At 67.7% G+C, this 24,088-nt stretch carries 22 protein-coding genes and 1 tRNA gene; 16 read left to right on the top strand and 7 right to left on the bottom strand.

Annotated features, from left to right (window positions below; all coding sequences use genetic code 11):
- Nucleotide 1: 1 nt before the first annotated feature.
- The 4 genes from WYM_RS21465 (at nucleotide 2) to WYM_RS07860 (ending at nucleotide 6,041) form a co-directional block, all read left to right on the top strand.
- A complete protein-coding gene (locus WYM_RS21465; RefSeq protein WP_083866181.1) occupies nucleotides 2-424 on the top strand; it encodes a very short patch repair endonuclease in 423 nt (140 codons plus the stop codon).
- Nucleotides 425-1,288: 864 nt separating this feature from the next.
- Entirely contained in the window at nucleotides 1,289-2,419 is a 1,131-nt protein-coding gene (locus WYM_RS07850; protein WP_040569183.1) for a tyrosine-type recombinase/integrase, read from the top strand.
- Nucleotides 2,420-2,643: 224 nt separating this feature from the next.
- Nucleotides 2,644-4,860, top strand: a complete 2,217-nt coding sequence (locus WYM_RS07855) for an McrB family protein (protein ID WP_157524990.1) — start codon at nucleotides 2,644-2,646, stop codon at nucleotides 4,858-4,860.
- The gene (locus WYM_RS07860) at nucleotides 4,857-6,041 is read left to right on the top strand and encodes an McrC family protein (protein ID WP_019180283.1); all 1,185 of its coding nucleotides are present in this window, start codon (nucleotides 4,857-4,859) and stop codon (nucleotides 6,039-6,041) included. Before WYM_RS07855 ends, WYM_RS07860 begins: the two co-directional genes overlap by 4 nt.
- A gap of 474 nt (nucleotides 6,042-6,515) precedes the next feature.
- On the opposite strand, the gene WYM_RS21720 is transcribed toward WYM_RS07860, so the two are convergent.
- Entirely contained in the window at nucleotides 6,516-7,070 is a 555-nt protein-coding gene (locus WYM_RS21720) for a hypothetical protein (RefSeq protein ID WP_157524993.1), read from the bottom strand.
- A gap of 66 nt (nucleotides 7,071-7,136) precedes the next feature.
- On the opposite strand from WYM_RS21720, the gene WYM_RS22365 reads away from it, so the two are divergent.
- Nucleotides 7,137-7,265, top strand: a complete 129-nt coding sequence (locus tag WYM_RS22365) for a hypothetical protein (RefSeq protein WP_019180284.1) — start codon at nucleotides 7,137-7,139, stop codon at nucleotides 7,263-7,265.
- 219 nt (nucleotides 7,266-7,484) lie between these two features.
- On the opposite strand, the gene WYM_RS07870 is transcribed toward WYM_RS22365, so the two are convergent.
- Nucleotides 7,485-7,556: transfer RNA gene (locus WYM_RS07870), tRNA-Arg, on the bottom strand.
- A 224-nt stretch (nucleotides 7,557-7,780) separates the two neighbouring features.
- On the opposite strand from WYM_RS07870, the gene WYM_RS07875 reads away from it, so the two are divergent.
- Nucleotides 7,781-8,647: an EamA family transporter gene (locus tag WYM_RS07875; RefSeq protein WP_019180285.1), complete on the top strand. Its 867-nt coding sequence runs from the start codon at nucleotides 7,781-7,783 to the stop codon at nucleotides 8,645-8,647.
- A gap of 31 nt (nucleotides 8,648-8,678) precedes the next feature.
- Here the strand turns inward: WYM_RS07875 and WYM_RS07880 are convergent, their stop codons facing one another.
- Nucleotides 8,679-9,431 carry a GntR family transcriptional regulator gene (locus WYM_RS07880; RefSeq protein WP_019180286.1) on the bottom strand — a complete coding sequence of 251 codons (753 nt, stop codon included), beginning with the start codon at nucleotides 9,429-9,431 and terminating at the stop codon, nucleotides 8,679-8,681.
- Between the two features lie 181 nt (nucleotides 9,432-9,612).
- On the opposite strand from WYM_RS07880, the gene WYM_RS07885 reads away from it, so the two are divergent.
- Genes WYM_RS07885 through WYM_RS07910 form a run of 6 tightly spaced genes read left to right on the top strand, consistent with a single transcriptional unit; the run spans nucleotide 9,613 to nucleotide 16,233 of the window.
- Nucleotides 9,613-10,542 carry a phosphate/phosphite/phosphonate ABC transporter substrate-binding protein gene (locus tag WYM_RS07885; protein WP_019180287.1) on the top strand — a complete coding sequence of 310 codons (930 nt, stop codon included), beginning with the start codon at nucleotides 9,613-9,615 and terminating at the stop codon, nucleotides 10,540-10,542.
- Nucleotides 10,543-10,586: 44 nt separating this feature from the next.
- Nucleotides 10,587-11,411 carry a phosphonate ABC transporter ATP-binding protein gene (phnC, locus tag WYM_RS07890; protein WP_019180288.1) on the top strand — a complete coding sequence of 275 codons (825 nt, stop codon included), beginning with the start codon at nucleotides 10,587-10,589 and terminating at the stop codon, nucleotides 11,409-11,411.
- Nucleotides 11,408-13,144, top strand: coding sequence for a PhnE/PtxC family ABC transporter permease (locus tag WYM_RS07895; RefSeq protein ID WP_019180289.1), 1,737 nt, complete (start codon nucleotides 11,408-11,410; stop codon nucleotides 13,142-13,144). The genes phnC and WYM_RS07895 overlap by 4 nt, the downstream gene beginning before the upstream one ends.
- Nucleotides 13,141-14,292, top strand: coding sequence for a TIGR03364 family FAD-dependent oxidoreductase (locus WYM_RS19685; protein ID WP_019180290.1), 1,152 nt, complete (start codon nucleotides 13,141-13,143; stop codon nucleotides 14,290-14,292). Before WYM_RS07895 ends, WYM_RS19685 begins: the two co-directional genes overlap by 4 nt.
- On the top strand, nucleotides 14,289-15,011 hold the full coding sequence (locus WYM_RS07905) for an HAD-IA family hydrolase (protein ID WP_019180291.1): 723 nt from the start codon (nucleotides 14,289-14,291) through the stop codon (nucleotides 15,009-15,011). The genes WYM_RS19685 and WYM_RS07905 overlap by 4 nt, the downstream gene beginning before the upstream one ends.
- Nucleotide 15,012: 1 nt before the next feature.
- Nucleotides 15,013-16,233: a zinc-binding dehydrogenase gene (locus tag WYM_RS07910; RefSeq protein WP_019180292.1), complete on the top strand. Its 1,221-nt coding sequence runs from the start codon at nucleotides 15,013-15,015 to the stop codon at nucleotides 16,231-16,233.
- A 134-nt stretch (nucleotides 16,234-16,367) separates the two neighbouring features.
- On the opposite strand, the gene WYM_RS07915 is transcribed toward WYM_RS07910, so the two are convergent.
- A complete protein-coding gene (locus WYM_RS07915) occupies nucleotides 16,368-16,652 on the bottom strand; it encodes a hypothetical protein (RefSeq protein ID WP_019180293.1) in 285 nt (94 codons plus the stop codon).
- A 254-nt stretch (nucleotides 16,653-16,906) separates the two neighbouring features.
- Here WYM_RS07915 and WYM_RS07920 point away from each other — a divergent pair, with 254 nt between their 5' ends.
- Together WYM_RS07920 and pntB are read left to right on the top strand one after the other, a co-directional pair.
- Nucleotides 16,907-18,487, top strand: a complete 1,581-nt coding sequence (locus WYM_RS07920) for a Re/Si-specific NAD(P)(+) transhydrogenase subunit alpha (protein ID WP_019180294.1) — start codon at nucleotides 16,907-16,909, stop codon at nucleotides 18,485-18,487.
- Nucleotides 18,484-19,920 (top strand): Re/Si-specific NAD(P)(+) transhydrogenase subunit beta, encoded by a 1,437-nt coding sequence (gene pntB, locus WYM_RS07925; protein WP_019180295.1) that lies wholly within the window; start codon nucleotides 18,484-18,486, stop codon nucleotides 19,918-19,920. Before WYM_RS07920 ends, pntB begins: the two co-directional genes overlap by 4 nt.
- A 21-nt stretch (nucleotides 19,921-19,941) precedes the next feature.
- Here pntB and WYM_RS07930 read toward each other — a convergent pair whose 3' ends face one another.
- Nucleotides 19,942-20,292 (bottom strand): histone-like nucleoid-structuring protein Lsr2, encoded by a 351-nt coding sequence (locus WYM_RS07930; protein WP_019180296.1) that lies wholly within the window; start codon nucleotides 20,290-20,292, stop codon nucleotides 19,942-19,944.
- Between the two features lie 93 nt (nucleotides 20,293-20,385).
- Nucleotides 20,386-21,243, bottom strand: a complete 858-nt coding sequence (locus WYM_RS07935; protein ID WP_019180297.1) for a helix-turn-helix transcriptional regulator — start codon at nucleotides 21,241-21,243, stop codon at nucleotides 20,386-20,388.
- Between the two features lie 153 nt (nucleotides 21,244-21,396).
- Here WYM_RS07935 and WYM_RS07940 point away from each other — a divergent pair, with 153 nt between their 5' ends.
- Both WYM_RS07940 and WYM_RS07945 read left to right on the top strand, forming a co-directional pair.
- Nucleotides 21,397-21,747: a DUF485 domain-containing protein gene (locus WYM_RS07940; protein WP_019180298.1), complete on the top strand. Its 351-nt coding sequence runs from the start codon at nucleotides 21,397-21,399 to the stop codon at nucleotides 21,745-21,747.
- On the top strand, nucleotides 21,744-23,375 hold the full coding sequence (locus WYM_RS07945; protein ID WP_019180299.1) for a solute symporter family protein: 1,632 nt from the start codon (nucleotides 21,744-21,746) through the stop codon (nucleotides 23,373-23,375). Before WYM_RS07940 ends, WYM_RS07945 begins: the two co-directional genes overlap by 4 nt.
- An 89-nt stretch (nucleotides 23,376-23,464) precedes the next feature.
- On the opposite strand, the gene WYM_RS07950 is transcribed toward WYM_RS07945, so the two are convergent.
- On the bottom strand, nucleotides 23,465-24,061 hold the full coding sequence (locus tag WYM_RS07950; RefSeq protein ID WP_019180300.1) for a methylated-DNA--[protein]-cysteine S-methyltransferase: 597 nt from the start codon (nucleotides 24,059-24,061) through the stop codon (nucleotides 23,465-23,467).
- Between the last annotated feature and the right edge of the window lie 27 nt (nucleotides 24,062-24,088).

Raw genomic sequence — 24,088 nt, forward strand, 5'->3', positions numbered from 1 at the left:
AATGGCCGAGTCATGGGCGACGTCGGAGAGCACGAGGAAGTCGATGCTCGCGAACAAACGTCGCGACACCTCGACGGAACTCGCCCTACGCCGGCAACTGCACTCGCGAGGGTTGCGCTATCGGGTCGACTACGCGCCCGTCCCGGGCCTGCGGCGCAGGGCCGACATCGTCTTCACACGTGCGCGAATCGCAGTCTTCATCGACGGCTGTTTTTGGCACGGTTGTCCCGTACACGCCTCCGCTCCCAAGCGGAATGCCAACTATTGGGGACCGAAGCTCGCGGCGAACATCGAGCGCGACCGCGACACTGATCGACGGCTTGAAACCGAGGGGTGGCGAGTGATGCGGTTTTGGGAGCACGAAGCGCCCGGAGCCGCGGCGGATCGAATTGAGGCGGCTGTGCGTGCCACTACGTGTTCATGATCTCGGCCGCCCGCCGTGACCGCAACGCAGATTGAACGCGATGGGGAACACGATCTTCTCGTCCACGCGGACCCGTCCGCAAACACGGGACGATCAACTTCGCGCTTAATAGCGAGCCTGGCGCACTCAAACTGCGAGACTCTCGCGAGACGGGGCCGCCGCTCTCCCGTCTCGCTCGAACGCCCGTTTGCGTGCGCTGCGTGGACGATCGATTACGGGATGAATGTCCGACGATCCTTCATAATCCGAATCGGCTCTCGAGCGATCAGAAGCGGCGCAGTGCTCGGCATCGACGGCTGCTGATAGGTCGGGGGATGGTTATCGGCTCGATAGGCGGCCAGCCACGGCCGGAGCACCGGAGAGGTCAATGTGGAGCACGCGCAGCGAAGCGAGCATGAACGACATTGACTTCGCCAAGCGCAGGCTGAGGATGGGCCGTCGAGGCGAGGGCCTGTCGTGATCGCCGGCGAGTTCCGCTGACGACGCGGCCTTGACCACCGCTCGGCGGTAAGGAGGTCCGTGATGTTGCTTCGAGCGCCTCTGACGCGCTTCATCACGCCCCACCGCCCGGACCCATCATCGCGCCCGCGCAGATCGCCCCACCCGAACCACTCTTGCCTCATGACGTGAAAGCTGAGCGGAGCGAGCAGCGCGGAGCCTGCGAGGAGTGGGCGGCGAGAACGGAGACGCGACCGATCGCTACACTCTCGGCGTCGGAGAGAGAGGCCCCCCTCCAACCCAACGCCAGTTGACGACGTCTTTCGCCATCTATCCACATTCGGGATCGGCCGAGTTGACGGCACCCGAGCAGTGTCCGACACTGGCTCGATACTGACCGTCGAGCCGGCACGAGCGGAGGTCGAGATGGGCAGCATCACCCCTTACGACTCGGCGAAGGGGCGCCGCTACCGCGTGCGCTATCGCAAGCCGGATCGCACAGAGGCGGAGAAGCGCGGGTTCACGACGATGCGCGAGGCGAAGCTCTACCTCTCCATGGTCACGGTCTCGAAGTCGAAGGGTGAGTACATCGACCCGTCCTCGTCGCGGGTTCCGGTGCGGATGTTCGCCGACAGTTGGCTGCGATCCAAGCAGCCGCCGATGTCGAAACCCTCTTACTACATGACGCTCGAGCGGGCGTGGAAGAACCACGTCGCTCCAGTCTGGGCTGACAGGGAGATCTCATCGATCCGGCGCTCCGAAGTCCAGGACTGGGTGTCCGACCTCGCGTCGCAGAAGTCGCGTACGGTCGTGCTTCGCTCGTTGGGGATCCTCGCCGGCATTCTCGACGTCGCCATCGACGATCGTCGTCTCGCGAGCAATCCAGCCCGTCGCGTGCGTAGTCTTCCTCGGAACGGACCGGGCAAGCGTCGCGTCTACCTCTCCCACGACCAGGTCGCGACGCTGGCGGCCTGCTCGGCGTATCCGACGCTCGTGCTGACGCTTGCGTACACCGGTCTGCGGTGGGGGGAGATTACAGGGCTGCGGGTCCGAAGCGTGAACCGCCTCCGTCGGCGCTTCGTCATCGAGGAGAACGCGGTGATGATCGCGTATGAGATCCACGTCGGCACGCCTAAGACGCACGAGAAGCGCTCGGTTCCGTATCCCGAGCGGCTCGCTCCGATGATCGAGCAGGCGTGCGCCGGCAAGGGTCCGGAAGGACTGCTTTTCGGTGACGGGGTCAACCACATGCGCAACTCGGGCAGCAAGGGGTGGTTTGCGAACGCGGTGCGGCGTGCGCAGGCGTTCGATCCGTCGATCCCGCGGCTCACTCCGCACGACCTACGTCACACCGCTGCGTCGCTCGCGATCAGTTCGGGGGCGAACGTGAAGGCTGTGCAGCGGATGCTCGGCCACGCGTCAGCGGCGATGACGCTGGACACCTACGCTGATCTCTTCGACGACGATCTGGATGCCGTGGCGACGCGTCTGAACGACCGGATGCCGTTGGTGGCGCTGCCGTCGGGCCCGCAGACCCGCTATGGCCGACCACGGTGACCCCAGCCGGCAGCCCGCGAGGTTCTGAAGGGCTCGAGGCCTCCTCGCTTCTTGGTGCGAGTCGCCGGACGAAGCGGCCGCCGAAGTGCGGACCGGAAACAGTCCATCGAGGCGGCCCAAACTGCCGAGATTATGCCTCAACGTGCGGTTCGTCGTGGCTGACGCATCCCACGCTAGGTTGAGAGCACCCGTGACTCGACGACGCACCCGTGGGAGGAAAGCTATTGAAAACTCAACTGGATGTGCCCGAGATCACAAGACTCTACGGCGCGCTCGATGAGTTCCGAGAACGGTCCCTGCGACATTTGCAGTCGAGCTTCATCCCTGCGGACGATCCAGAAGCGGAAAGCGTGTGGACCCATGCCTCGGCATCTGAGCTAGTGCGCGAGTTCATCGAGAAGCCCGATGACACAAAGCGTGGATTCTTAGACAAGCTGAGGGATCAGCTAGCGAACATCTCCCGCCCGGCTGGCCAGCTCATCGAGGAGCTCACCTGGTTGCACCTTGTCGTTGCCTCCAAACAGGGGTATCCCTCGAAGCGCCAGTTGCTTGATGAGGTTGCGTATATCGGTCATGCCACCGGCCCGTCCGGAATCTTCGATGAAGCACTCCACACCGGGCTCGCTGCTACTGGGACGTCATTCTTCACACGACGCCCAAACCAGCTGTGGTTGCTCGTGCGCTTCGCCGAGAGATGGACTGCGGCATCCACTCGCGAGCGAGAGATGTGGCTGAGCGACCCCGACGCGTTTCGTGCAATGGTGTTCTCTCTCGAAGGCGTCGCAGACCAGACGCAGCGGCATGCCCTGCTCCATCTCGTGCACCCGGACTCGTTCGAGGACACCGTCAGCCAGTATCACAAGCGAAAGATGGCCTCACTCGCAGAGCCGTCCGAGGAAGGCGAGAACGACGACGCGACGATCGCGCTCGTCCGCGCTCGCTTGACGAAGACCTACGGCGACGGCTTCTCGTTCTATCACTCAGAGGTGCGCGGGTTATGGGACTTTGAGCCCGAGCCCACGGTCGAACCGACGACCCCTGAGCTATTCATCCCTGAGCCGACTGAGCCGCAGGTTCGTGGCGCATGGCTCATCCGAGGATCGGGCGGCGAGCGCGTTCCAGACTGGCTGGCCGACGGTACCTGCGGGATCGGCTTCGCGGATACATTTCCGTTTGCACTCGTGCCTGGGGTCAGTCGCGACGAGCTCAGGACAATGGCAGACGAAGCAGGCACGGACACAACGGCCGGCGGCTTCAACCACGAGCTGGGCCAGGTCTGGCGATTCGTGAACAAGATGGAGATCGGCGACTACGTCGTGACGGTCAACGGTCAGAACGTCTATCTCGGCGTCGTTGATTCCGGTTCGCGCGACATTCTCGCTCGAACCCGAAAGGAAACAGTTCGATCGATTGAGTGGCTGAACGCTGACGCGCCGATTCAGCGACGCGATATCGCGAAAAGCCTTCAGTCCAAGATGAAGACGCTGCTTACGTTGACGCTCATCACGCCGGAGATCGATGAATTGGAACGCTGGGTGAGCGGAGAGACCCAACAGCCGTCACCGGTCGATCCGATGCCAGTTGGGCTACCTCTCGCCACCACGCAACTCGCGCAGGACCTCCTCCTCGCCAAGCCGTGGCTCGACGAGGTCATCGAGCTGCTCGAAGAGAAGCGCCAGGTCGTTCTTTACGGACCCCCGGGAACCGGAAAGACCTATCTCGCCCAAGCCTTGGCGGAGCACCTCGCGGGCGGCGTCGGTGCCTTCGAAATCGTGCAGTTCCACCCGTCCTACACCTACGAGGACTTCTTCGAGGGATACCGTCCCGTCCCCGGCGGTGCGGGCAAGGTCGACTTCGCGATCAAGTCGGGCCCGTTGCGCCGGATAGCGGATGCGGCGGCCGCAGCCCCCAGCATCCCGCATGTTCTTATCATCGACGAGATCAACCGCGCCAATCTCGCAAAGGTCTTCGGCGAGCTTTACTTCTTGCTTGAGTATCGCGATCAGCCGATCAGCCTTCAGTACTCCGACATGGAGTTCACACTCCCAGAGAATCTCTACATTGTCGGGACGATGAACACGGCCGACCGCTCGATCGCGCTCGTCGATGCCGCGATGCGCCGCCGCTTCTACTTTGTTGAGATGTCGCCGGCGGTTGCGCCTGTAAGCGAGATGCTTAGCCGCTGGCTCGCCGCGCGAGGCATGTCAGACGAGCCAGCGCGCTTGCTGGCCGAGCTGAACGCACGCCTCGGCGATCCGGATGCAGCGATCGGTCCGTCGTACTTGATGACCGAGCACGTCTTGAAGCCGGGTCGCCTCGAACGCATCTGGACGCACGGCATCATGCCCCTACTTGAAGAGCGCTTCTACGGTAATCGTGACGAACTGACGCGGTTCTCGCTCAAGAGCATCCGGGCGGCGATCGCACCCTCCGGCACATGACAATCGAGCTGAACGAGTGGGGGGCGAAGGGCGAGCTCGAACTCGACGCCGATGCGGTCAGAGCGTTCGCCAACGCCAAGCAGTTCGAGCTTGCGCCGGACCGCGAAGTCTCCGGAAGGTGGCGCCTCTCGGCGACCCGCTACGTCGGCGTTGCCGCCATCAGCGGGCACACGATCCGCGTGGCGCCGAAGATTCCGGTACATAGACTCTTCGAACTACTCACCCACACGATGCAACTGGTCGAGTGGAGAGAGGATGCCGCGGATTGGGAAGTATCCAACGACCTCGTGTCCGTGATCGCGGCATCTTTTCTCGACAACGCCGAGCGGGCGTTGCGGGGCGGGATGTTGCAGGGCTACGTCACGGTCGACGAAGACCTCTATTCCGTGCGCGGCCGGATTGACTTCGGCCGACTTTCGGGAAGGCCTCCTGATCTGCCGCTGCCAATGGCCGTGACCTATGACGACTACACGACCGATGTGCTCGAGAATCAGCTGCTCGCCGGTGCCGGGAGGGTACTTCTGAGGCTCGGGATGCTAACGCCCGCCCTGACTCGCCGGTTGCGTCGCCTGGAGTTCCAACTCGTCGATATCAACCCGACGCGACCGTCTGCCTCACCGGCGGAGGTGCGTTGGACGAGACTGAACGAGCGCTACCGCTCCGCCGTAGCCCTGGCCCGCCTCATCCTGCAGAGCACGGCCTTCGACTTCGAAGGCGAGGGCTCGTCGCGCGGATCGACTTTGCTCGTAAACATGGATCGGGTGTTCGAGGACGTCGTAGGCCGCGGCGTCGACCGTGCGCTTGTGCCGATGGGCTTCTCGGTCGATCTGCAGCATCGTGCGCATCTCGATCACGAGAAGCGCATCGACATTCGCCCCGATGTTGTCGTCTTCAATGGTACCGATGTTGTTGCTGTTGCCGACCTCAAGAACAAGCGCACAGGAACTGTCAGCCCCGACGACGTCTATCAAGCGGTGGGATACGCTACGCGGTTCCGTCTCACCGAGGTTTCGCTGATCTATCCGGAACCGCCCCCTTACGATGAGGTGATCGTGGGTGGGGTGCGGGTGCGGCTGCTATGCGTCGATATCTCGCTTCCTCCGGCCGAGCGGCAGCACGCTGTCATGCAAGTCGCAAATGCCCTCGTAGCTCACGACGTACCGCCCGCGGCCCCATGCTGATCTGACGCCCTCGGTCCTGACCTGGAAGGCCGAAGACCTCAACCTCGTACAACCGCCCCGCCTTCGGCCCCGGGCTCGGCGAGGGTCTCGGCGTGGGTGAAGTTCGTCTGACCGAGCGGCGAGCGCTCGCTAGCGACTCTCGCTGGGCGGATCGTCGCTGTGCGTCAACGTCTCCATGAGCACGCTGACATCGGGGCGAGCCACGGGCTCGGGCGTCGATGAGGAATCGGACTGATTTTTCGTCACTGCTGCTCTTCCGGCCTGGGCGAGTGGAGTTCGCCTAACGCTTCTTCTCATTTTCACTGCCGTCCGCAGTCAATGCCTCAAGAAGGTCATCAACCGAGGGCCGTGGTTCAGGTTTAGGAGCGGGACGCTCCTTGTCGTTACTGACCATCGCCAGCCACCAGACCGATGATTCGGTCGGAGTCAGTGCCGGGGGGCGTGAGAGTGATCGTCTCCATCAGGTCATCCACCTCAGGGCGTGGGGATTGGGCCGGGGGTTGAGATTTCTCCGACAAGGGACACTCCAGTGCTGTCGACGTATGCGTTCAAGGTTGCAACGAGAAGGGCGGCGATCAGGCTTATGACCAGGAGCCGGAAGGCCCGCTTCGCGTGAATCGCCCTCGCCTCGTTCTGGCTATTTCGATTCTCAATCTCCTTGGTCCTCAGTTCAAGCAGTTGGTCCTCTATCTTGGCCAGGGACTCGTCCGAGTCGACCCATTTGCTGACGAGATTACGCGCTCCCGCAACATCGAGTGGTCGAGGCCAAAGGGCGGCCGCTGCTTCCGTCACTGTCCAGACCGTTATTACTAGCGGAATGAGGCCGGCGAAAGATGACTCTGCACGGATAAGCGATGCGCCGACACCGCTCGCCAGAACGCCAGCTGCGAGCACCACGAACGAGGCCTTGGCATCGAGCGATCGAGTTCGCTCCGCCGCGTCGCCCTTTATAGCCGTAATTTCAGCGATGAGCAGACGAACGCGGCGAGCGCGCGACCGCTTCTTGGACTGCCATCGCAGCTTCGCCACTATCGAACCCTACCGGGGCGGCATTGCCGACCAGTGCGCCGACCTTCGGCAGACGGAGTCTTGGCGATGACGCTCGACACCTACGCGGACCTCTTCGATGACGATCTGGATGCCGTGGCGACGCGACTGAACGACCAGATGCCGCTGGTGGCGCTGCCGTCGGGACCGCGGACCCGCTACGCCCGACCCCAGTGACTCCAGAGAGCAGATCGCTCAGTTTTTCTCTGAGGCTCAAGTCGCCCGAGATGCTCGTTTTCGGCGTTTCGAGACCTCCAGCGGACCGCGCTGAAGGGGCTTGTCGTCGCCCTCCGAGCGCCCTCAGAGTTTTCAGAATGCGGGCAAAAAGCGGGCAAAAACGCGGTTCGTGTGGTCTGACATTAGAAGAAACAGCTGGTCAGAGGTAAAAAGAGGTTGTGCCCCTGGAGGGACTCGAACCCCCAACCGTTTCCTTAGGACGGAACTGCTCTTCCATTGAGCTACAGAGGCTGGCCCCGCAAGTCTAACCGCCCACGTCCCGAAGCCCCGGGTGAACGAGCGCGTCACTGGCGAGTGCTACCCTGCCGGTGATAGCGCCTAGGGTTCCGGAGTCTTCAACTCGACTGGTCCGAGCGGCGCCACGGCTCACCGCCCAACGGAGAGCCGTCATCTGACAGGACAAAAGCCCGGAGGACCCCGTTCGTCGTGCCCTGCGACGAGCCGAAGGGTCTCAGATGTCCGTCACCGCTGTCCTGCTTGTTCTCGGCGCCGCTGTCGCGCACGCGGCGTGGAACGTCATCGCCCACGGCGCGAGCCGGGCCGGCCTGCCGTTCCTCTGGTGCGGCTCGGTCGTCAGCACCGTTCTCTGGCTGCCGATCGTTCCGCTGACCGGCGGCTTCGGCACCGACGACATCCCCGGGTTCCTGCTCGGCATCACGGTCTCCGCCGTCATGCACGTCGGCTACATGATGGTGCTGCAGCGCGGCTACGCGCTCGGCAACCTGTCGGCCGTCTACGCGGTGGCCCGCGGAACCGGACCCCTCCTCACCGTCATCGTCGCGATCACCTTTCTCGGCGAGCGACCGTCGCCGCTGGCCCTCATCGGGGTGGCGGCGATCATCGCCGGCGTCGTCGCCATCGGCTTCGTCGACCGGCCGCCGGCGGGGGAGCGACGGCGGGGTATCGACCCCGCCATTCTCTTCGGCATGCTGACCGGGGTCGCGATCGCGGCATACACGGTGTGGGATGCCTCGTCCCTGCGCCTCTGGAACATCTCGCCCGTCGCATTCATGGTCGGCTGCACGCTGCTCGAAGTGCCGATCTTCACCGCGCTGCTCGGCCGGCGACTGCGTGCGGTCGTGCCGCTCGCGAAGCTCGAGTGGCGGCGGCTGCTGGTCTTCGGCATCCTGTCGCCGCTGTCCTACATCCTGGTGCTCGCGGCCATCACCATCGCTCCGGTCGCGCTCGTCGCGCCGATGCGCGAGGTGAGCGTCGTGCTGGTCAGCCTGTTCGGCGCGTTCGTGCTGCACGAGGGCCGCCCGGCGGCGCGGCTCGCGGCATCCGGAATCGTCGTCGCCGGGATCGTGTTCCTCGCGGTGTGACCCGTCGGGAGTTGACGGCTGAGTCGTCCGGCTACGCCGAGCCGAGGGGGCGCACATACGCGTCGCCCTGCCGTGAGCGCCCCGAGGCGGCGACGGTGAAGCGGACGATGTCGCTGAGGTAGCGGTCATCCGAGGCTTCGATGGTGCGACCCTCGGCATCCCTCGACACGCGCCGCAGGCGCAGCAGCGGCGAGCCCACGGGCACCTCGAGCAGGCGGGCGTCGACGTCATCGGCGGCGACCGCGTCGATCTCGTGATCGACACTGGCCGACCCCTGACCATGGGAGATGAGGTACTCGGTGATCGAGACGGTGTCGAGGTCGACGCCGAACAGCAGCCGCCCGACCGGCTCGATGTACGTGAGGCGCTCGAGCATCGTGGGCCGGCTGTCGAGCAGGCGCAGGCGCAGCACGTCGACGACGGAAGCGCCCTCGGGGATGTCGAGGGCCGCGGCCTTCTCGGCGTCGGCCTTGCGCAGACTGACCTCCTGCGTCTGCGCCCCGGGAGCGGCGCCGATGTCGGTGGCCCAGCGCGTGAACGGGATCGACACGTCGACGGCCTGATGCGCCTTGCGGGTGCGCACGCGGGCGGGCCGGCCGCGGGTGGTCTCGATGAGACCCTCTTGCCGCAGGGCGGCCAGCGCGTTGCGGATCGGCCCGCGCGAAGTGCTCCACTGCTGAGCGAGCTCGGCCTCGGTGGGCACGTCTTCGCCGGGGCTGAGCTGCCCGCTCACGATGCGCGACCGAAGGTCATCGGCGATCTGCTTGTATACGACTTCGGCCACATAGGCATATTACTCAGGCACCTGGATAAGCCGCGCTCTGCGGCTCACTCCGGCCCAATTGTTCACCTAGAGGTGCCGTAGGTGAACAACTCTTGAATAGACCAGACGTAGGTATACATCCCCGGGCGTCGGATGCGAGAGTTCTGGAGGTTCTTCACCCCCCTCCTCCCGAAAGGCTGTCATGAACCTCCGTGCAAAGAATGCGACGGTCGCCCTGGCCGGCGCCGCGCTCCTCGCCCTCGGACTCTCCGCGTGCTCTGGGAACGCCGGCGCCGCGACCGAAGAGACCACCGCCGCAGCGAGCGGCTACGCGGTCGACGAGAACACCATCGTCTTCGGCGTGGTGCCCGACTCGGCCGACACCGAGACCAACTACAAGCCGCTCATGGACTACATCGCCCAGGAGACCGGAAAGACTGTCGAGTACCACGAGTCCACCGACTACGCCGCGCTCATCGAGGCCGCCATCGCGGGCAAGATCGACGCCGCCTCGTTCTCGGGCTTCACGTACGTCACCGCGACCAACAACGGCGCCGAGATCACGCCGATCTCGTCGATCGTCACGGGCGAGGGCCAGGAGCCGGGCTACTTCTCGCAGGCGATCGTCCCGACGGGCAGCGACATCTCGTCCCTCGCCGACTTCAAGGGCAAGAAGGTCTGCTTCGTCGACCCGTCGTCGACCTCGGGCTACCTCTTCCCGTCGTACAACCTGCTGCAGGAGAACATCGACCCCGAAACCGACGTCACGCCCGTCTTCGCGGGCAAGCACGACGTCAGTGTGCAGAAGGTGGGCGAAGGCGTCGAGTGCGAGGCGGGCTTCGCTGAGGACAGCGAGGTCGAGGCATCCGACAAGGTCGAGGTCGTCGCCGAGACCATGGTGCCGGGCGCCCCGATCGTCTACTCGAACACCCTGCCGGAGGACGTCCAGCAGCAGCTGATCGACATCCTCGCGGAGGTCACGATCGACGACATCATCGCCGCCGGCATCGACAGCGCCGACTCGGAGGGCTTCCGCAGCGTCTTCTTCGAGACCAAGCCCGTCGACGACGAGTACTACGACACGGTCCGCGACATCTGCGAAGAGACCAACGCCACCCAGTGCCAGGGCTGAACCCCGGGCCCTGATACAAGATCCGACGAGAGCCCGAGCAGAAGATGACCTCCACCACCACTGCTGAGACCGTCGTCCGACTGGACGGTGTCACCAAGCGCTTCGGCGCCACCACCGCCCTGGACGACGTCTCGCTCACCGTGAACCGCGGCGAGATCGTGGTGCTGCTCGGGCTCTCGGGGTCGGGCAAGTCGACGCTGCTGCGGCATCTCGACGGACTCGAGGTTCCCACCTCGGGCTCCGTCGAGGTGCTCGGCGACGACGTGCCCCGCCTCACCGGCCGGCGCCTGCGCACCCTGCGCAGCAAGGTCGGCTTCATCTTCCAGCAGTTCGAGCTCGTTCCCTCGCTCACGGTGCTCGAGAACGTGCTCACCGGCGCTCTCGCCTCGGTGAACGGCCCACGGCTGGGACTGTGGTCGTACTCGAAGGCGCGCAAGCTGACGGCGCTCGGTCACCTCGACCGCGTCGGCCTGCTCGATCGCGCCTACCAGCGCGCCGACACCCTCTCGGGCGGTCAGCAGCAGCGCGTGGCGATCGCCCGCGCGCTCATGCAGAGCCCGTCGGTGCTGCTCGCCGACGAGCCCGTCGCCTCGCTCGACCCCGAGTCGAGCGACCAGGTGATGGCGCTCATCCGTGAGATCGCCGCCGATGAGGGCCTCACCGTCGTCTGCAGCCTGCACCAGGTCGACCTCGCCATCTCGTGGGCCGACCGCATCGTCGGCCTGCGCCACGGCCGGGTCGTGCTCGACCTGCCGACCGAGGGCCTCACCAAGAGCCAGGTCATGGAGATCTACGGCCGCGTCGCCACCTCGACCGCTGAGCTGCGCGCCGTGCAAGACGAACTGCTCCTCGCGGAGGCGGCGCGATGACGACCACCGTCGAGCGCCCGCGCCTTGGGACGCCCCGGCTGAGCGTCGCCGATCGCGCGCCCAAGCGGCCGATCTCGCCCGAGCGCATCGCCGCGGCGCTCACGCTCCTCGCGATCCTCGGCCTGTCGATCGCCGCCCTCGGCGAGGTCGAGATCTCGATCCCCGACATGATCGCCAGCTGGGGCAACGCGGAGCGCTTCTTCGCCCGAGTCGGCGCGCTGTCGTTCCCCGAGCCACCCGAGCTTCTCGGGCTCGTCGGGCTGACGCTCGGGATCGTCCTCACCGGAACGCTGCTCGCCGCCGTCATCTCGGTGCCGGTCGCCTACCTCGCCGCCTCCAACACCACGCCCGGCAACGGGTGGCGTGCCGCGGCCCGCTTCTTCGGCGTGCTGACCCGTGCGCTGCCGGACGTCGTCCTGGCGATGGTGTTCGTGCTGATGTTCTCGCTCGGCGCCCTTCCCGGCATCCTGGCCATCGGCATCCACTCCATCGGCATGATCTCGAAGATGTTCGCCGACGCGATCGAGCAGATCGATGAGGGACCGCGCCTCGCGATTCGCGCCGCCGGCGGCTCGAAGCTGCAGGAGTTCTTCAGCGGCGTGCTGCCCCAGGTGCTCCCGTCGTGGGTCGCCACCGTGCTGCACCGCAACGACATCAACCTGCGTGGCAGCGTCGTGCTCGGCTACGTCGGCGTCGCGGGCCTCGGCCTCGAGATGTCGTACGCCTTCAAGTCGCTCAACTACGGCCTGGGTCTCGGCATCGCCGTCGTGATCCTCGTCCTGTGCATCGTGATCGAGATCATCTCCAGCTCCGTGCGCGCCGCGATGCTCGGACATACGAGCAACCGCGGCACGTGGGCAGACAAGCTCGTGCACCGCCGGGTGGCGAATCTTGCGAACGGGACGGATGCCGCACCCCGCCGTCCTGCCTGGGCGACGTCTCCGCAGACCGCCGTCCGTCGCCCGTGGACAGCGCTGCGCGTACGCAACGTCGCCGCCGGCTGGATCGCGTTCGCCGTCGTCATCGCCGGCGTGTGGGTGTGCCAGATCACCTGGACCGACTTCTTCACTTTCTGGGGCAAGATCCCCGAGGTCGCCGTGCAGTTCTGGCCGCCGACCTTCGGCGTGTACGGCGCCGAGGTGATGTTCGAGGCGCTGCGCGAGACCATCGCGATCGCGCTCGCAGCAACGCTCCTGACCCTCGGCCCGTCGCTCGTGCTCGGCTCGTTCGCGGCGCGCAACGTCGCCCCGAGCGGCGGCATCCGCGGCACCGCCCGCCTGCTGCTGGTCGGCATCCGGGGGGTGCCCGAGATCATCCTGGCGATCGTCCTCATCGTCATCACCGGCCTCGGCATGCAGGCCGGCACGATCGCCCTCGCCTTCGGCAGCATCGGACTGCTCGGCAAGCTCGTCGCCGACTCGCTCGAAGAGGTCGACCGCGGCCCTGAGCGCGCGTTGTTCGCCACGGGTGCCGGCCGCCTGCAGGTGTACGCCGGCGCCACGGTGCCGCAGGGCACGCGGGCGCTCATCGGCCACGGGTTCTACGTGCTCGACACCAACGTCCGCGCGGCCACCATCCTCGGTGTCGTCGGCGGCGGCGGCGTGGGCTACTACCTGCTCAACGCCAGTCAAGGTTCGAACTACGGCATGGTGACCGCGATCGTGCTGATGATCCTCGTCACGGTGCTCGTCGTCGAAGGCCTCGCCATGTGGATGCGGAAGGTGTTCCGATGAGCCGTGTCTACGACGTCGCCATCGTCGGCTCGGGCATCGTCGGCCTCGGAGCCGCGTACGCGGCGGCCACGCGCGGCCAGCGGGTGATCGTGATCGACCGCGCCTCGGAGCCGATGGGCTCGACCGTCCGCAACTTCGGACACCTCTGCATCGGCGCCCAGGCCGGCGTCGCCCGCGAGTACGCCGATGCCTCGCGCCCGCTGTGGCTGCAGCTGTCCCGCGACGCCGGGTTCTGGCTGCGCGAGTCGGGCACGCTGGTCGTCGCCCGTCACGACGACGAGCTGCGGCTTCTCGAGGCGGCGGCCCGCGACGGCGGCATCGAGCTGCTCGACGCGGATGACATCGAACGGCGCACGCCGGTGCGGGCACGCATCGCGGTCGGGGGAGCCCACGTCGCGCCCGACCTGCAGACCGACCCGCGGGCAGCCGGTCCCGCCATCCGCGCCCATCTCGCCTCGCTCGGCGTCGAGTTCCTTCTTCGCACCTCGGTCGGCCGCGTCACCGCAGGGCTCGTGCAGACCTCGCGCGGTGACATCCACGCCGGACTCGTCGTGGTCGCGGTCAACCACGACGTCGACCAGCTGCTGCCCGACCTCGCCGAAGCCGTCGGCGTGCAGCGCTGCGGGCTCGACATGCTCCGTGTGCGCGCCGACATCCCGGCTCTCACCGCGCCGCTCCTGACCGGCTGGTCGCTCGTCCGCTACGGCCGCTTCGCGGCGCTGCCCGAAGTAGCGGTGCTGCGCGAGCGCCTCCACGACGAGCGCCCAGACCTCGCGGCGATCGACATCAACCAGATGTACACCCAGCTGCCCGACGGCTCGTTCATCGTCGGCGACACACACGCCAGAGGCGCCGGCATCCCGCCCTTCCAGTCCGAGGCGGCGTCGGATCTCATGCTCGAGGAGTTCCGCGGCCTCTTCGGCGTGAGCCCGCGGGTGGTCGAGCGCTGGCAGGGCATCTACGCCACCGGGCCCGACGAGTTCCTCGTCGCCGAGCCCGAGTCCGACCTCGTCGTGCTCGCCGCCACGACGGGGATCGGCATGACCACAGGTCTGGGTCTCGCCGAGACCACCCTCGCCCCTCGCCTCGGCACTCGCCTCATGAGCCATGCCGACGCCGTCCCGCACAGAGAAGGAACTCTTCGATGACCAGCACCGCTCCCGCCCCCGTCCTCGCGCCCGCGCTCACCGTGCCGGTCGAACTCGTCGTGCTCGACATGGCGGGCACGACGGTGCGCGACGACGGCATCGTCGAGCGCGCCTTCGCGCGTGCCGCGAACGCGACGGGCGTCGCTGAGCGGATGCCGTGGGCCGAGGCCCTCGACTACGTCCGCGTGACGATGGGTCAGTCCAAGATCGAGGTCTTCACGCATCTCGCCGGCGGCGACCGCGCGAAGGCGGAGGAGGCCACCGCCGCCTTCGAGTCTGCCTACTCCGATCTCATCGTCGAGGAGGGCGTCGAGCCCATCGCCGGTGCCCGCGAGACGCTCGAGCAATTGCGCGCGGCCGGCCTCTCGGTGGTGCTCACGACGGGCTTCGCACCGGTCACGCGGGACGCGATCCTCGAGGGTCTCCGCTGGCGCCCTCTGGTCGACGGCGCCCTGTCGCCCGTCGACGCCGGCCGCGGCCGCCCCGCGCCCGACCTCGTGCTCGCGGCGCTGCTGCACGCTCGGGCGTCGGCTGTGGCATCCGTCGTCGTCGTCGGCGACACGGCCAGCGACATCGCGTCAGGCCGTGCCGCGGGAGCAGGCCTCGTCGTGGGCGTGCTGAGCGGCGCGCACGACCGGGCCGCGCTCGAAGCCGCCGGCGCCGACGCCGTGATCGCCGACGTGACGGAGCTGCCCGCGCTGCTCGGCCTGGCCCGCTGACATGGCCGCCACGTTCACGACGGCTCTGGTCACGACGGCTCCGGTCACGACGGCTCCGGCTACGACCGGACCCCAGCGCGCCGCCGCTCCATCATCCGGGCGCGAGGTGTGTCTCACGCCGCCGGCCGTCGCCATGGCGTGGGTCGGTCAGGGTCGCCCGCACGAGGCGGTCGCCGTGCCCGGCGTCGTGCTGGCGGACGGCGATCTGCTCGTGACGGTGGAGCTTGCCACCGTGTGCGGATCGGACGTGCACACCGTACAGGGCCATCGCTCCGCGGCGACGCCGCTCGTGCTCGGGCACGAGTACGTCGGGCGTGTGCACTCGCTGCAGGGCGAACCGCGGACGGTCGACGGCGTGCGCCTGCGTGAAGGCGACCGCGTCGTGTGGAGCATCATGGCCAGCTGCCGCGCCTGCGACCGCTGCATGAAGGGTCTGCCGCAGAAGTGCCGGGCCCTGCTCAAGTACGGGCACGAGCGCATCGGTGGGCGGTGGGAGCTCAACGGCGGCTTCGCCACGCACGTGCATCTGCGCGCCGGGACCGCCATCGTCAAGGTGGACGACTCGCTGCCCGCCGAGGTGCTCGCGCCTGCGACGTGCGGCACGGCCACCGCCTGGGCCGCCGTCGACCGGGCCGACGACATCGTCGACGTCGACGACGCGATCGTCCTCGTGCTCGGCGCCGGCCTCATCGGGCTGACGGCGAGCGCCATGGCCGCCGACCGGGGGGCGCGTGTCATCGTCGCCGACCTCGATCCCGTCCGTCGCGAGCTGGCGCTGCGCTTCGGTGCGGTGTCCGCCGTCGACCCGCGGGATCCCGATCAGCTGAGCGAGGCCGTCGTGCGCGCGGGGGGTGCGGAAGTGGATGTCGTGATCGAGGCATCCGGATCGCGCGCCGCGGTCGTCTCGGCCCTCGAGACCGTCGGCGTGGGCGGTGTGGTCGTCCTCGTCGGGAGCGTCTTCGCCACGCCGTCCGTGGCGGTCGATCCGGAGCTGGTCGTGCGCAACCTCGTCACCGTCCGCGGCGTCCACAACTACCGGCCGCGCGATCTCGCCGGCGCGGTGAACTACCTGCACCGCCGGAGCACGACCTACCCCTTCGCCGAGCTCACCGGGGATCGGTACCCGCTGTCGCAGCTCGACGACGCGCTCGCCGCCGCTGCGCGTGGCGAGGCTGTACGCGTGGCGGTCGACCCGACGGCAGGCGCGACGAGCGGGCGCTAGCCCCGGCAGCAGAGGCGTTCGGACCCCTACGGTGTGCTGCGCCAGGGGTCTGACGGCGCCGTACAGACGGACGACGGCCCCGGAGCCTGCGCTCCGGGGCCGTCGCCGTACGATCTGGTCTGGCGGGCGAAGCCTCAGGTCTTGTTGCCGAGGGCGAAACGGACGGAGCCGTCCTGCGCCAGCTCGGCATCGAGGATGCGGTCATCCAGTGATGAGGCGGCGACCTCGTCGAGGAAGACGCGAGCGCCGTCGGTGATCACGACGGTGTCACTGGGCTCAGGGTCGGGGGCGACGCTCAGCTCGAAGCCCGACGGTTCGCCGGTGTCGCGGATGCGCACCCCTCCGTCCTCGGCTTGCGGGACGCGGGAGACGATCTGCTTGACGGCCTCGGCGGCGGTTTCGGTCAGCGTGAGAGTCATGCTCGTACCTTTCCGTTTGCGGTTCCGAGTCGGCCACGATTCCGAGATTCGGCGGGTGTCGCAAGCCTGGAGGCCCGTTCGGAGGGGATTCCCATGTTCACCCCGTGTGCGGATCCAGAAACTTCTCGCTTTCTTGATGCCGTTCGGCGTGCAATGAACCTTGCATCGTCCGAGCCGTCTGAGAGGGTGGAGGCGTCGTCGGCCCGCCGACCCGGCGTCCGCCGACCCGCCGTCGTACAGATCCAGAGGAACGCATGACCCGCATAGGCATCGTCGCCGAAGCTTCCGGGGAGACCCGAGTGGCCGCGACTCCCACGACCGTCCCCAAGCTCATCGCCCTCGGCTACGACGTCGTCGTCGAAGCCGGCGCGGGCGCCGCCTCGTCGTTCCCGGATGCCGCGTACACGGCTGCCGGCGCCGCCGTGGTCGACGGAGCCACCGCGTGGGCGTCGCCCGTCGTGCTGAAGGTCAACGCGCCCGCACCGGCCGAGATCGACCGTCTCGCCGACGGCGCCATCATCGTCGCGACGCTGACTCCCGCCCTGCGCCCCGAGCTCGTCGAGGGTCTTGCGACCCGCGGTATCACCGCGCTCGCCCTCGACGCGGTGCCTCGCATCTCGCGTGCGCAATCCATGGACGTGCTGAGCTCGATGGCCAACATCGCCGGGTATCGCGCCGTCGTCGAGGCCGCGCACGAGTTCGGACGCTTCTTCACCGGCCAGGTCACGGCCGCCGGCAAGGTGCCGCCGGCGAAGGTGCTGGTGGCGGGTGCCGGTGTGGCCGGCCTCGCCGCGATCGGCGCGGCGTCGAGCCTCGGCGCGATCGTGCGCGCGACGGATCCGCGACCCGAGGTGGCCGACCAGGTCGCGTCGATCGGCGGGCAGTACGTCGAGGTCGTGGTGCCCGAAGAGGCGAAGCAGATCTCGGCCGACGGCTACGCGAAGGCGACGAGCGAGGCGTACGACACGCGCGCGGCCGAGATGTACTCGGAGCAGGCCGCCGACGTCGACATCATCATCACCACCGCGCTCATCCCGGGTCGGCCGGCGCCGCGCCTCATCACCGCGGCCGACGTGGCGAGCATGAAGCCGGGCAGCGTCATCGTCGACATGGCGGCCGCGCAAGGCGGCAACGTCGAGGGCTCGGTCGCGGGGGAGAGGGTCGTCACCGCGAACGGCGTCGTGATCCTCGGCTACACCGACCTTCCCGGGCGGCTCCCGCAGCAGGCCTCGCAGCTCTTCGCGACGAACCTCGTCAACCTCATCAAGCTCCTCACGCCGGGCAAGGACGGCGAGCTGACACTCGACTTCGACGACGTCGTGCAGCGCACGGTCACCGTCGTGCGCGACGGTGCGGTGACGTGGCCGCCGCCGCCGGTGCAGGTGTCGGCGGCTTCGACGGGTGCGGGCGCTTCGACGGGCTCAGCGACCACGGGGTCAGCGACTGCAAACTCAGCGATCGTCGGAGCGAAGCGGCCGATGTCGACGGGGAAGCGGACGGGCCTCGTCGTGGCGGGCATTGCGGCGCTGTTCGCGATCTGCGCGTTCGCGCCACCACCGCTGCCGCAGCACTTCCTCGTGCTGACCCTCGCGATCGTGGTCGGCTTCTACGTGATCGGCCATGTGGCCCACGCGCTCCACACGCCGCTCATGAGCGTCACCAACGCCATCTCGGGCATCATCGTCGTCGGCGCCATGGTGCAGATCACCGCGCCGAATCTCACCGTGCAGATCCTCGCCGCGATCGCGGTGCTGCTGGCGAGCATCAACATCTTCGGCGGGTTCGCCGTCACGCGGCGCATGCTCGCGATGTTCCAGAAGGGCGAGACCCGATGATCCCGGTCGCAGGCGCCATCGCGGGTGCGGCCTACATCGTCGCCGCCCTGTTGTTCATCCTCAGCCTCGCGGGGCTCAGCAAGCACGAGACGAGCCGCCGCGGCGTCACCTATGGAATCGCCGGCATGGTGATCGCCCTCGTCGCCACGGTGGGGGTCACCGCCGCCGGGGCGTGGGGCCGGCCGGAGGCGGTCACCGGACTCGTGCTGCTCGTCGCCGCGGTCCTCATCGGCGGGGCCATCGGGCTCTGGCGCGCGCGCATCGTCGAGATGACGGGCATGCCCGAGCTCATCGCCTTGCTGCATTCGTTCGTCGGCCTGGCCGCGGTGCTCGTCGGCTGGAACGGCGCGCTCTACGAGACCGGTCTCGAGGGCGCACTGGCCGACATCCACCACGCCGAGGTGTTCATCGGCGTCTTCATCGGCGGTGTCACCTTCACCGGCTCGATCGTCGCGTTCCTGAAGCTGTCCGCGCGCATCTCGTCACGACCCCTGATGCTGCCCGGCAAGAACGCGCTGAACGTGGGCGCGCTCGTCGCGTTCGTGGTGCTGACGGTCTGGTACGTCGTCACGCCCGAGCTGTGGCTGCTCGTGCTGGTCACCGCCCTGGCTCTCGCCCTCGGGTGGCACCTGGTCGCCTCGATCGGCGGCGGCGACATGCCCGTCGTCGTGTCGATGCTCAACAGCTACTCGGGATGGGCGGCGGCCGCAGCCGGCTTCCTCCTGAACAACGACCTGCTCATCGTCACCGGCGCCCTTGTCGGGTCGTCGGGTGCGTACCTCAGCTACATCATGTGCAAGGCGATGAACCGGTCGTTCCTCTCGGTGATCGCGGGCGGCTTCGGCATCGAGGCGCCGAGGACCGGCGAAGAAGCGGCCGGCGAGCATCGCGAGATCGACGCCGAGGGCGCGGCCGACCTTCTCGCCGGCGCGGCGCGCGTCGTCATCACCCCCGGCTACGGCATGGCCGTCGCACAGGCGCAGCACGGCGTCGCCGACCTCGTGCAGCGACTGCGTGAGCACGGCGTCGACGTGCGGTTCGGCATCCATCCCGTCGCGGGGCGCCTCCCCGGGCACATGAATGTGCTGCTGGCCGAGGCGAAGGTGCCGTACGACATCGTCCTCGAGATGGACGAGATCAACGACGAGCTCTCACAGGTCGACGTCGTGCTCGTGATAGGGGCGAACGACACCGTCAATCCCGCGGCCGCCGAGGATCCCGGCAGCCCCATCGCGGGAATGCCGGTGCTGCGGGTGTGGGAGGCGCCGAACGTCATCGTGTTCAAGCGCTCGATGGCATCCGGATATGCGGGCGTGCAGAATCCGCTGTTCTACCGAGAGAACACTCAGATGCTCTTCGGCGACGCGAAAGACAAAGTCGACGAGATTCTCACGCACCTCGTCAAAGAGGCGAAAGCGACGAATCGGTCGTGAAAAGCCACGAGGCGGCGTACGTCAGTGCGCCGCTTCGTACGCTTCGAGAACGGATGCCGGAACCCGGCCCCGTTCCGAGACCTGATAGCCGTTCTTCTTCGCCCATTCCCGCACCGCGCTGTAGTCCTGCTGGCCCGAGCGCCGCCGCGGGCGGGCCGACGAGGCGTTGGCGGTGCCGCGGCCGGACGAAACCGAGCGGGCGGCTTTGGTGAAGCGCTCGAGTGCGCCGCGCAATTCGGCCGCGTTCTCGGTGGTGAGATCGATTTCGTAGGCGTTGCCGTCGAGCGAGAAAAGGACGGTCTCGCCTTCACCGGGTTCGAGGAGGGTGCCGTCGATGTCGTCGACGAGCTGATGCACGATTCTGCGGGCCATGAAAGGCACGATATACGCAATTGTCGCGCAGGTGCCAGGTGAAATGAATTCCCGTGCGGAATTGCCGCTATCGCCGCATTGCGGTGAGCGAATTCATGGCAGCAGGCCGGCGCGTCGCGCCGTCGCCACGGCGGCATGGCGGGTCGAGGCATCCAGCTTCGCCATCGCCGCCTGGAGGTACGACTTGACGGTGCCCTCTTTGAGGTCGAGCGTGGCGGCGATCTCGGCGTTGGTGGACCCGAGTGCTGCGCACGCGAGGACGTCGATCTCGCGGGGCGAGAGCCGCACGTCGAGCTCGACCGGCGCCTCGCCCTCGTGTGAGAGCGCGGCCAGACGGTGCTCGAGGCGCGACAGGCGCTCTCGCAGTTCGGGATCGTCGACGACGGCGGCGATGCTCCGCAGCTCGGCGTACGTCTGACGCAGCTCTTCGCGAGCCGCCGGCGCCAGGGTCGCCGCGTCGGCCGGGCCAGGAGCGCGGGAGAGTCGCCGCTGCACCTCGTCGCGGATGCGCAGCTCGCTCGAGAGCTCATCGGCTATGGCGAACGCCGGCCGCGCGACGACCTCTCCGACGGGCGCCTCGGCCCACGACCCGCAGTAGAGGACGCCGCGTGCGCGGCCGCTGACGAGAACCGGCACGGCGAAGAGCGTCGCGATGCCCTCGCCGAGGATGACCCGGTCGTAGTCGTGCGTGATGCTGCGCGCCGAGCGATAGTCCAGGGCGAGGCGCGGACGCTTCTCGACCAGGGCCCGGCCGCCCAGACCGCGCGAGGCCCGCACCACCAGTCCGTCGAGGTTGCGCGTGCGCGCACCGACGATCGAGGTGACATGGATGGCGTCGTCGTGGGCGAGACCGCCGAAGGCGACGGGGAAGCGTGTGCGGCGGACCAGGTCGGAGACAGCGCGATCGAGCGCCAGAGCATCGCCGGTCGCTTGGAGATCAGGCGCTCCCACGACTACCTACTTCCGGGGGTGACGGCGTCCTCGCCGGTTTTCGTACCGTGACCATATCACTCGGGGTGTCCGGCGCGCGGGTGTCAGGAAGCCGGCATCCAGGGTCCCCCCAGGGGCGCCGGAGTGCGCCCGTTCATGAGGCGAGGAGGCCACATGTCCGATCCGAGAACCGACACCGCCCCACCCGGTGGCATCGATTACGTCGCGGTGGAGGAGTCGCCGCGATTCACAGAGCTGAAGCGGCGGCAGCGAGGATTCGTCTTCCCGCTCGCCATCGCCTTCCTCGTCTGGTACTTCGTCTACGTCCTGCTGTCGTCGTTCGCGCGGGAGTTCATGTCGCAGCGCGTCTGGGGTGAGATCACGGTCGGCCTGCTCTTCGGGCTCGGCCAGTTCGTCACGACCTTCGCCATCACGATGGCCTACGTCTGGTACGCCAACCGCAAGCTCGACCCCATCGCCGAGGAGATCCGCACCGAGCTCGAGAAGCAGGAGGCGTCCTCATGAACGAAGTGCTCGGCGCCATCCACACCGCCATCGCGAGCAGCGTCACCACGGTGGAGAACAACCCCATCCTGAACATGTCGATCTTCGGCGCGTTCGTCGCGGTGACGCTGTTCATCGTCATCCGGGCCAGCCGCAACAACAAGACCGCCGCCGACTACTACGCGGCGGGCCGATCGTTCACCGGTCCGCAGAACGGGTTCGCGATCTCGGGGGACTACCTCTCGGCCGCGTCATTCCTCGGCATCTGCGGGGCGATCGCGATCAACGGCTACGACGGTTTCCTCTATTCGATCGGATTCCTCGTCGCGTGGCTCGTCGCGCTGCTGCTGGTGGCCGAGCTGATGCGCAACACCGGCAAGTTCACCATGGCCGACGTGCTGTCGTTCCGGCTGAAGCAGGGTCCGGTGCGCATGGCCGCGGCCATCACCACGCTCGCGGTCTGCTTCTTCTATCTGCTCGCCCAGATGGCCGGAGCCGGCGGTCTGGTCGCGCTGCTGCTCGGCATCGACGACGCGATCGGCATCTCGGCCGTCGTCGCCGTCGTCGGCGTGCTCATGATCGTCTACGTGCTCGTGGGCGGCATGAAGGGCACGACGTGGGTGCAGATCGTCAAGGCGTTCCTCCTCATCGGCGGCGCGCTGGTGATGACGATCTGGGTGCTCGCCATCAACGGCTTCAGCCTGAACACGCTGCTCGAGAACGCGGTCGCCCAGTCGACCTCCGACCCGAAGGACGCCATCCTCGGGCCGGGGCTGCAGTACGGCGCCAACCCGTGGGACTTCATCTCACTCGCGATCGCCCTGGTGCTCGGCACCGCGGGGCTGCCGCACGTGCTGATGCGGTTCTACACGGTGCCGACGGCCAAGGAGGCCCGCCGGTCAGTGGTGTGGGCCATCTGGCTCATCGGCCTGTTCTACCTGCTCACCCTGGTGCTCGGCTACGGTGCCGGCGCGCTCGTCGGCCCCGATGTGATCAAGGCCGCCCCGGGCGGGGTGAACTCGGCCGCGCCGCTGCTGGCGCTGGCCCTGGGCGGACCGCTCCTGCTCGGCTTCATCTCGGCGGTCGCCTTCGCGACGATCCTCGCGGTCGTCGCAGGACTCACGATCACCGCCGCGGCGTCCTTCGCGCACGACATCTACGCGAACGTCGTGAAGAAGGGCAACGTCCCGCCGGACGGCGAGGTGAAGGTGGCACGCCGCACGGTGATCGTGATCGGCGTGCTGGCGATCCTCGGCGGCATCGCGGTGCAGGGCCAGAACGTGGCCTTCCTCGTGGCGCTCGCGTTCGCGGTGGCTGCGTCCGCGAACCTGCCGACCATCCTGTACTCGCTCTTCTGGCGCCGCTTCAACACGCGCGGCGCGGTGTGGAGCATGTACGGGGGACTGGCTGCGGCGATCATCCTGATCGTGCTGTCGCCGGTCTTCTGGGGCACCGAGACCAGCATCTTCAAGGTGGGCACCGCGATCTGGCCGCTGAACAACCCGGGAATCGTGTCGATCCCGGTCGGGTTCTTCCTCGGCTGGCTCGGCACCGTCACCTCGAGGAAGGCCGAGGACCGTCGCAAGGCCGCCGAGATGGAGGTGCGCTCGCTGACCGGCTTCGGTGCTGAGAAGGCCACGCATCACTGAGACGGGTCGCCGTATGACACGTCGACCTCTGTGAGAAGGGCGCGGCCCGGGTGGAGAGATCCGCCCGGGCCGCGCGGCGTGCGGGCGGCCTACACGCCCGCCGCCTGCTCGAGGTCTATGAGGTACCGCTTCACGTCGGGCCGGCCCCCGTACTCCCCGAGACTTCCGTCCGCGCGCACCACGCGGTGCACGGGGACCACCACCGAGAACGGTGTCGTCGCGCACGCGGTGCCCACCGCCCGCGCGGCCCGAGGCGCGCCGGCGGCGATCGCGACCTCGCCGTACGCCGCCGTCTCGCCGTACGGGATCTCGCACACCGCCTCGATGGCGGCGCGCGTGAATCCCCGGACCAGGCGCCAGTCCAGTGTCAGATCGAACGCGCGGCGGCTTCCGTCGAAGTACTCGTCCAGCTGTGCGACCGCCAGCCCGAGCAGCGCGTGCTCGTCCTGCCCGGCATGGGCAGCGGGCTCGGCGTCGGCATCCGTGGCAGCGCCTGCCTCCGCCGCGCTCGCCGCGTCATCGGGCAGCGGCAGGGCACGCAGTCGCAGCGCGACACGCTCGAGCTCGTTGTGGAGCGGCCCTTCGAAGGGATGCAGCGTGACGATGCCGTCCTCCGTGGCGACGATCAGGATGTCGCCGATGGGGGAGGGGTGGACGCGAAAGCGAGGCGGGTGCGTCGAAGTCATGTCCCCATCCTCGCGCGGGCCCTCGCC

The organism is Microbacterium yannicii PS01, from assembly GCF_000304335.1.
Lineage (GTDB): Bacteria > Actinomycetota > Actinomycetes > Actinomycetales > Microbacteriaceae > Microbacterium > Microbacterium yannicii_A.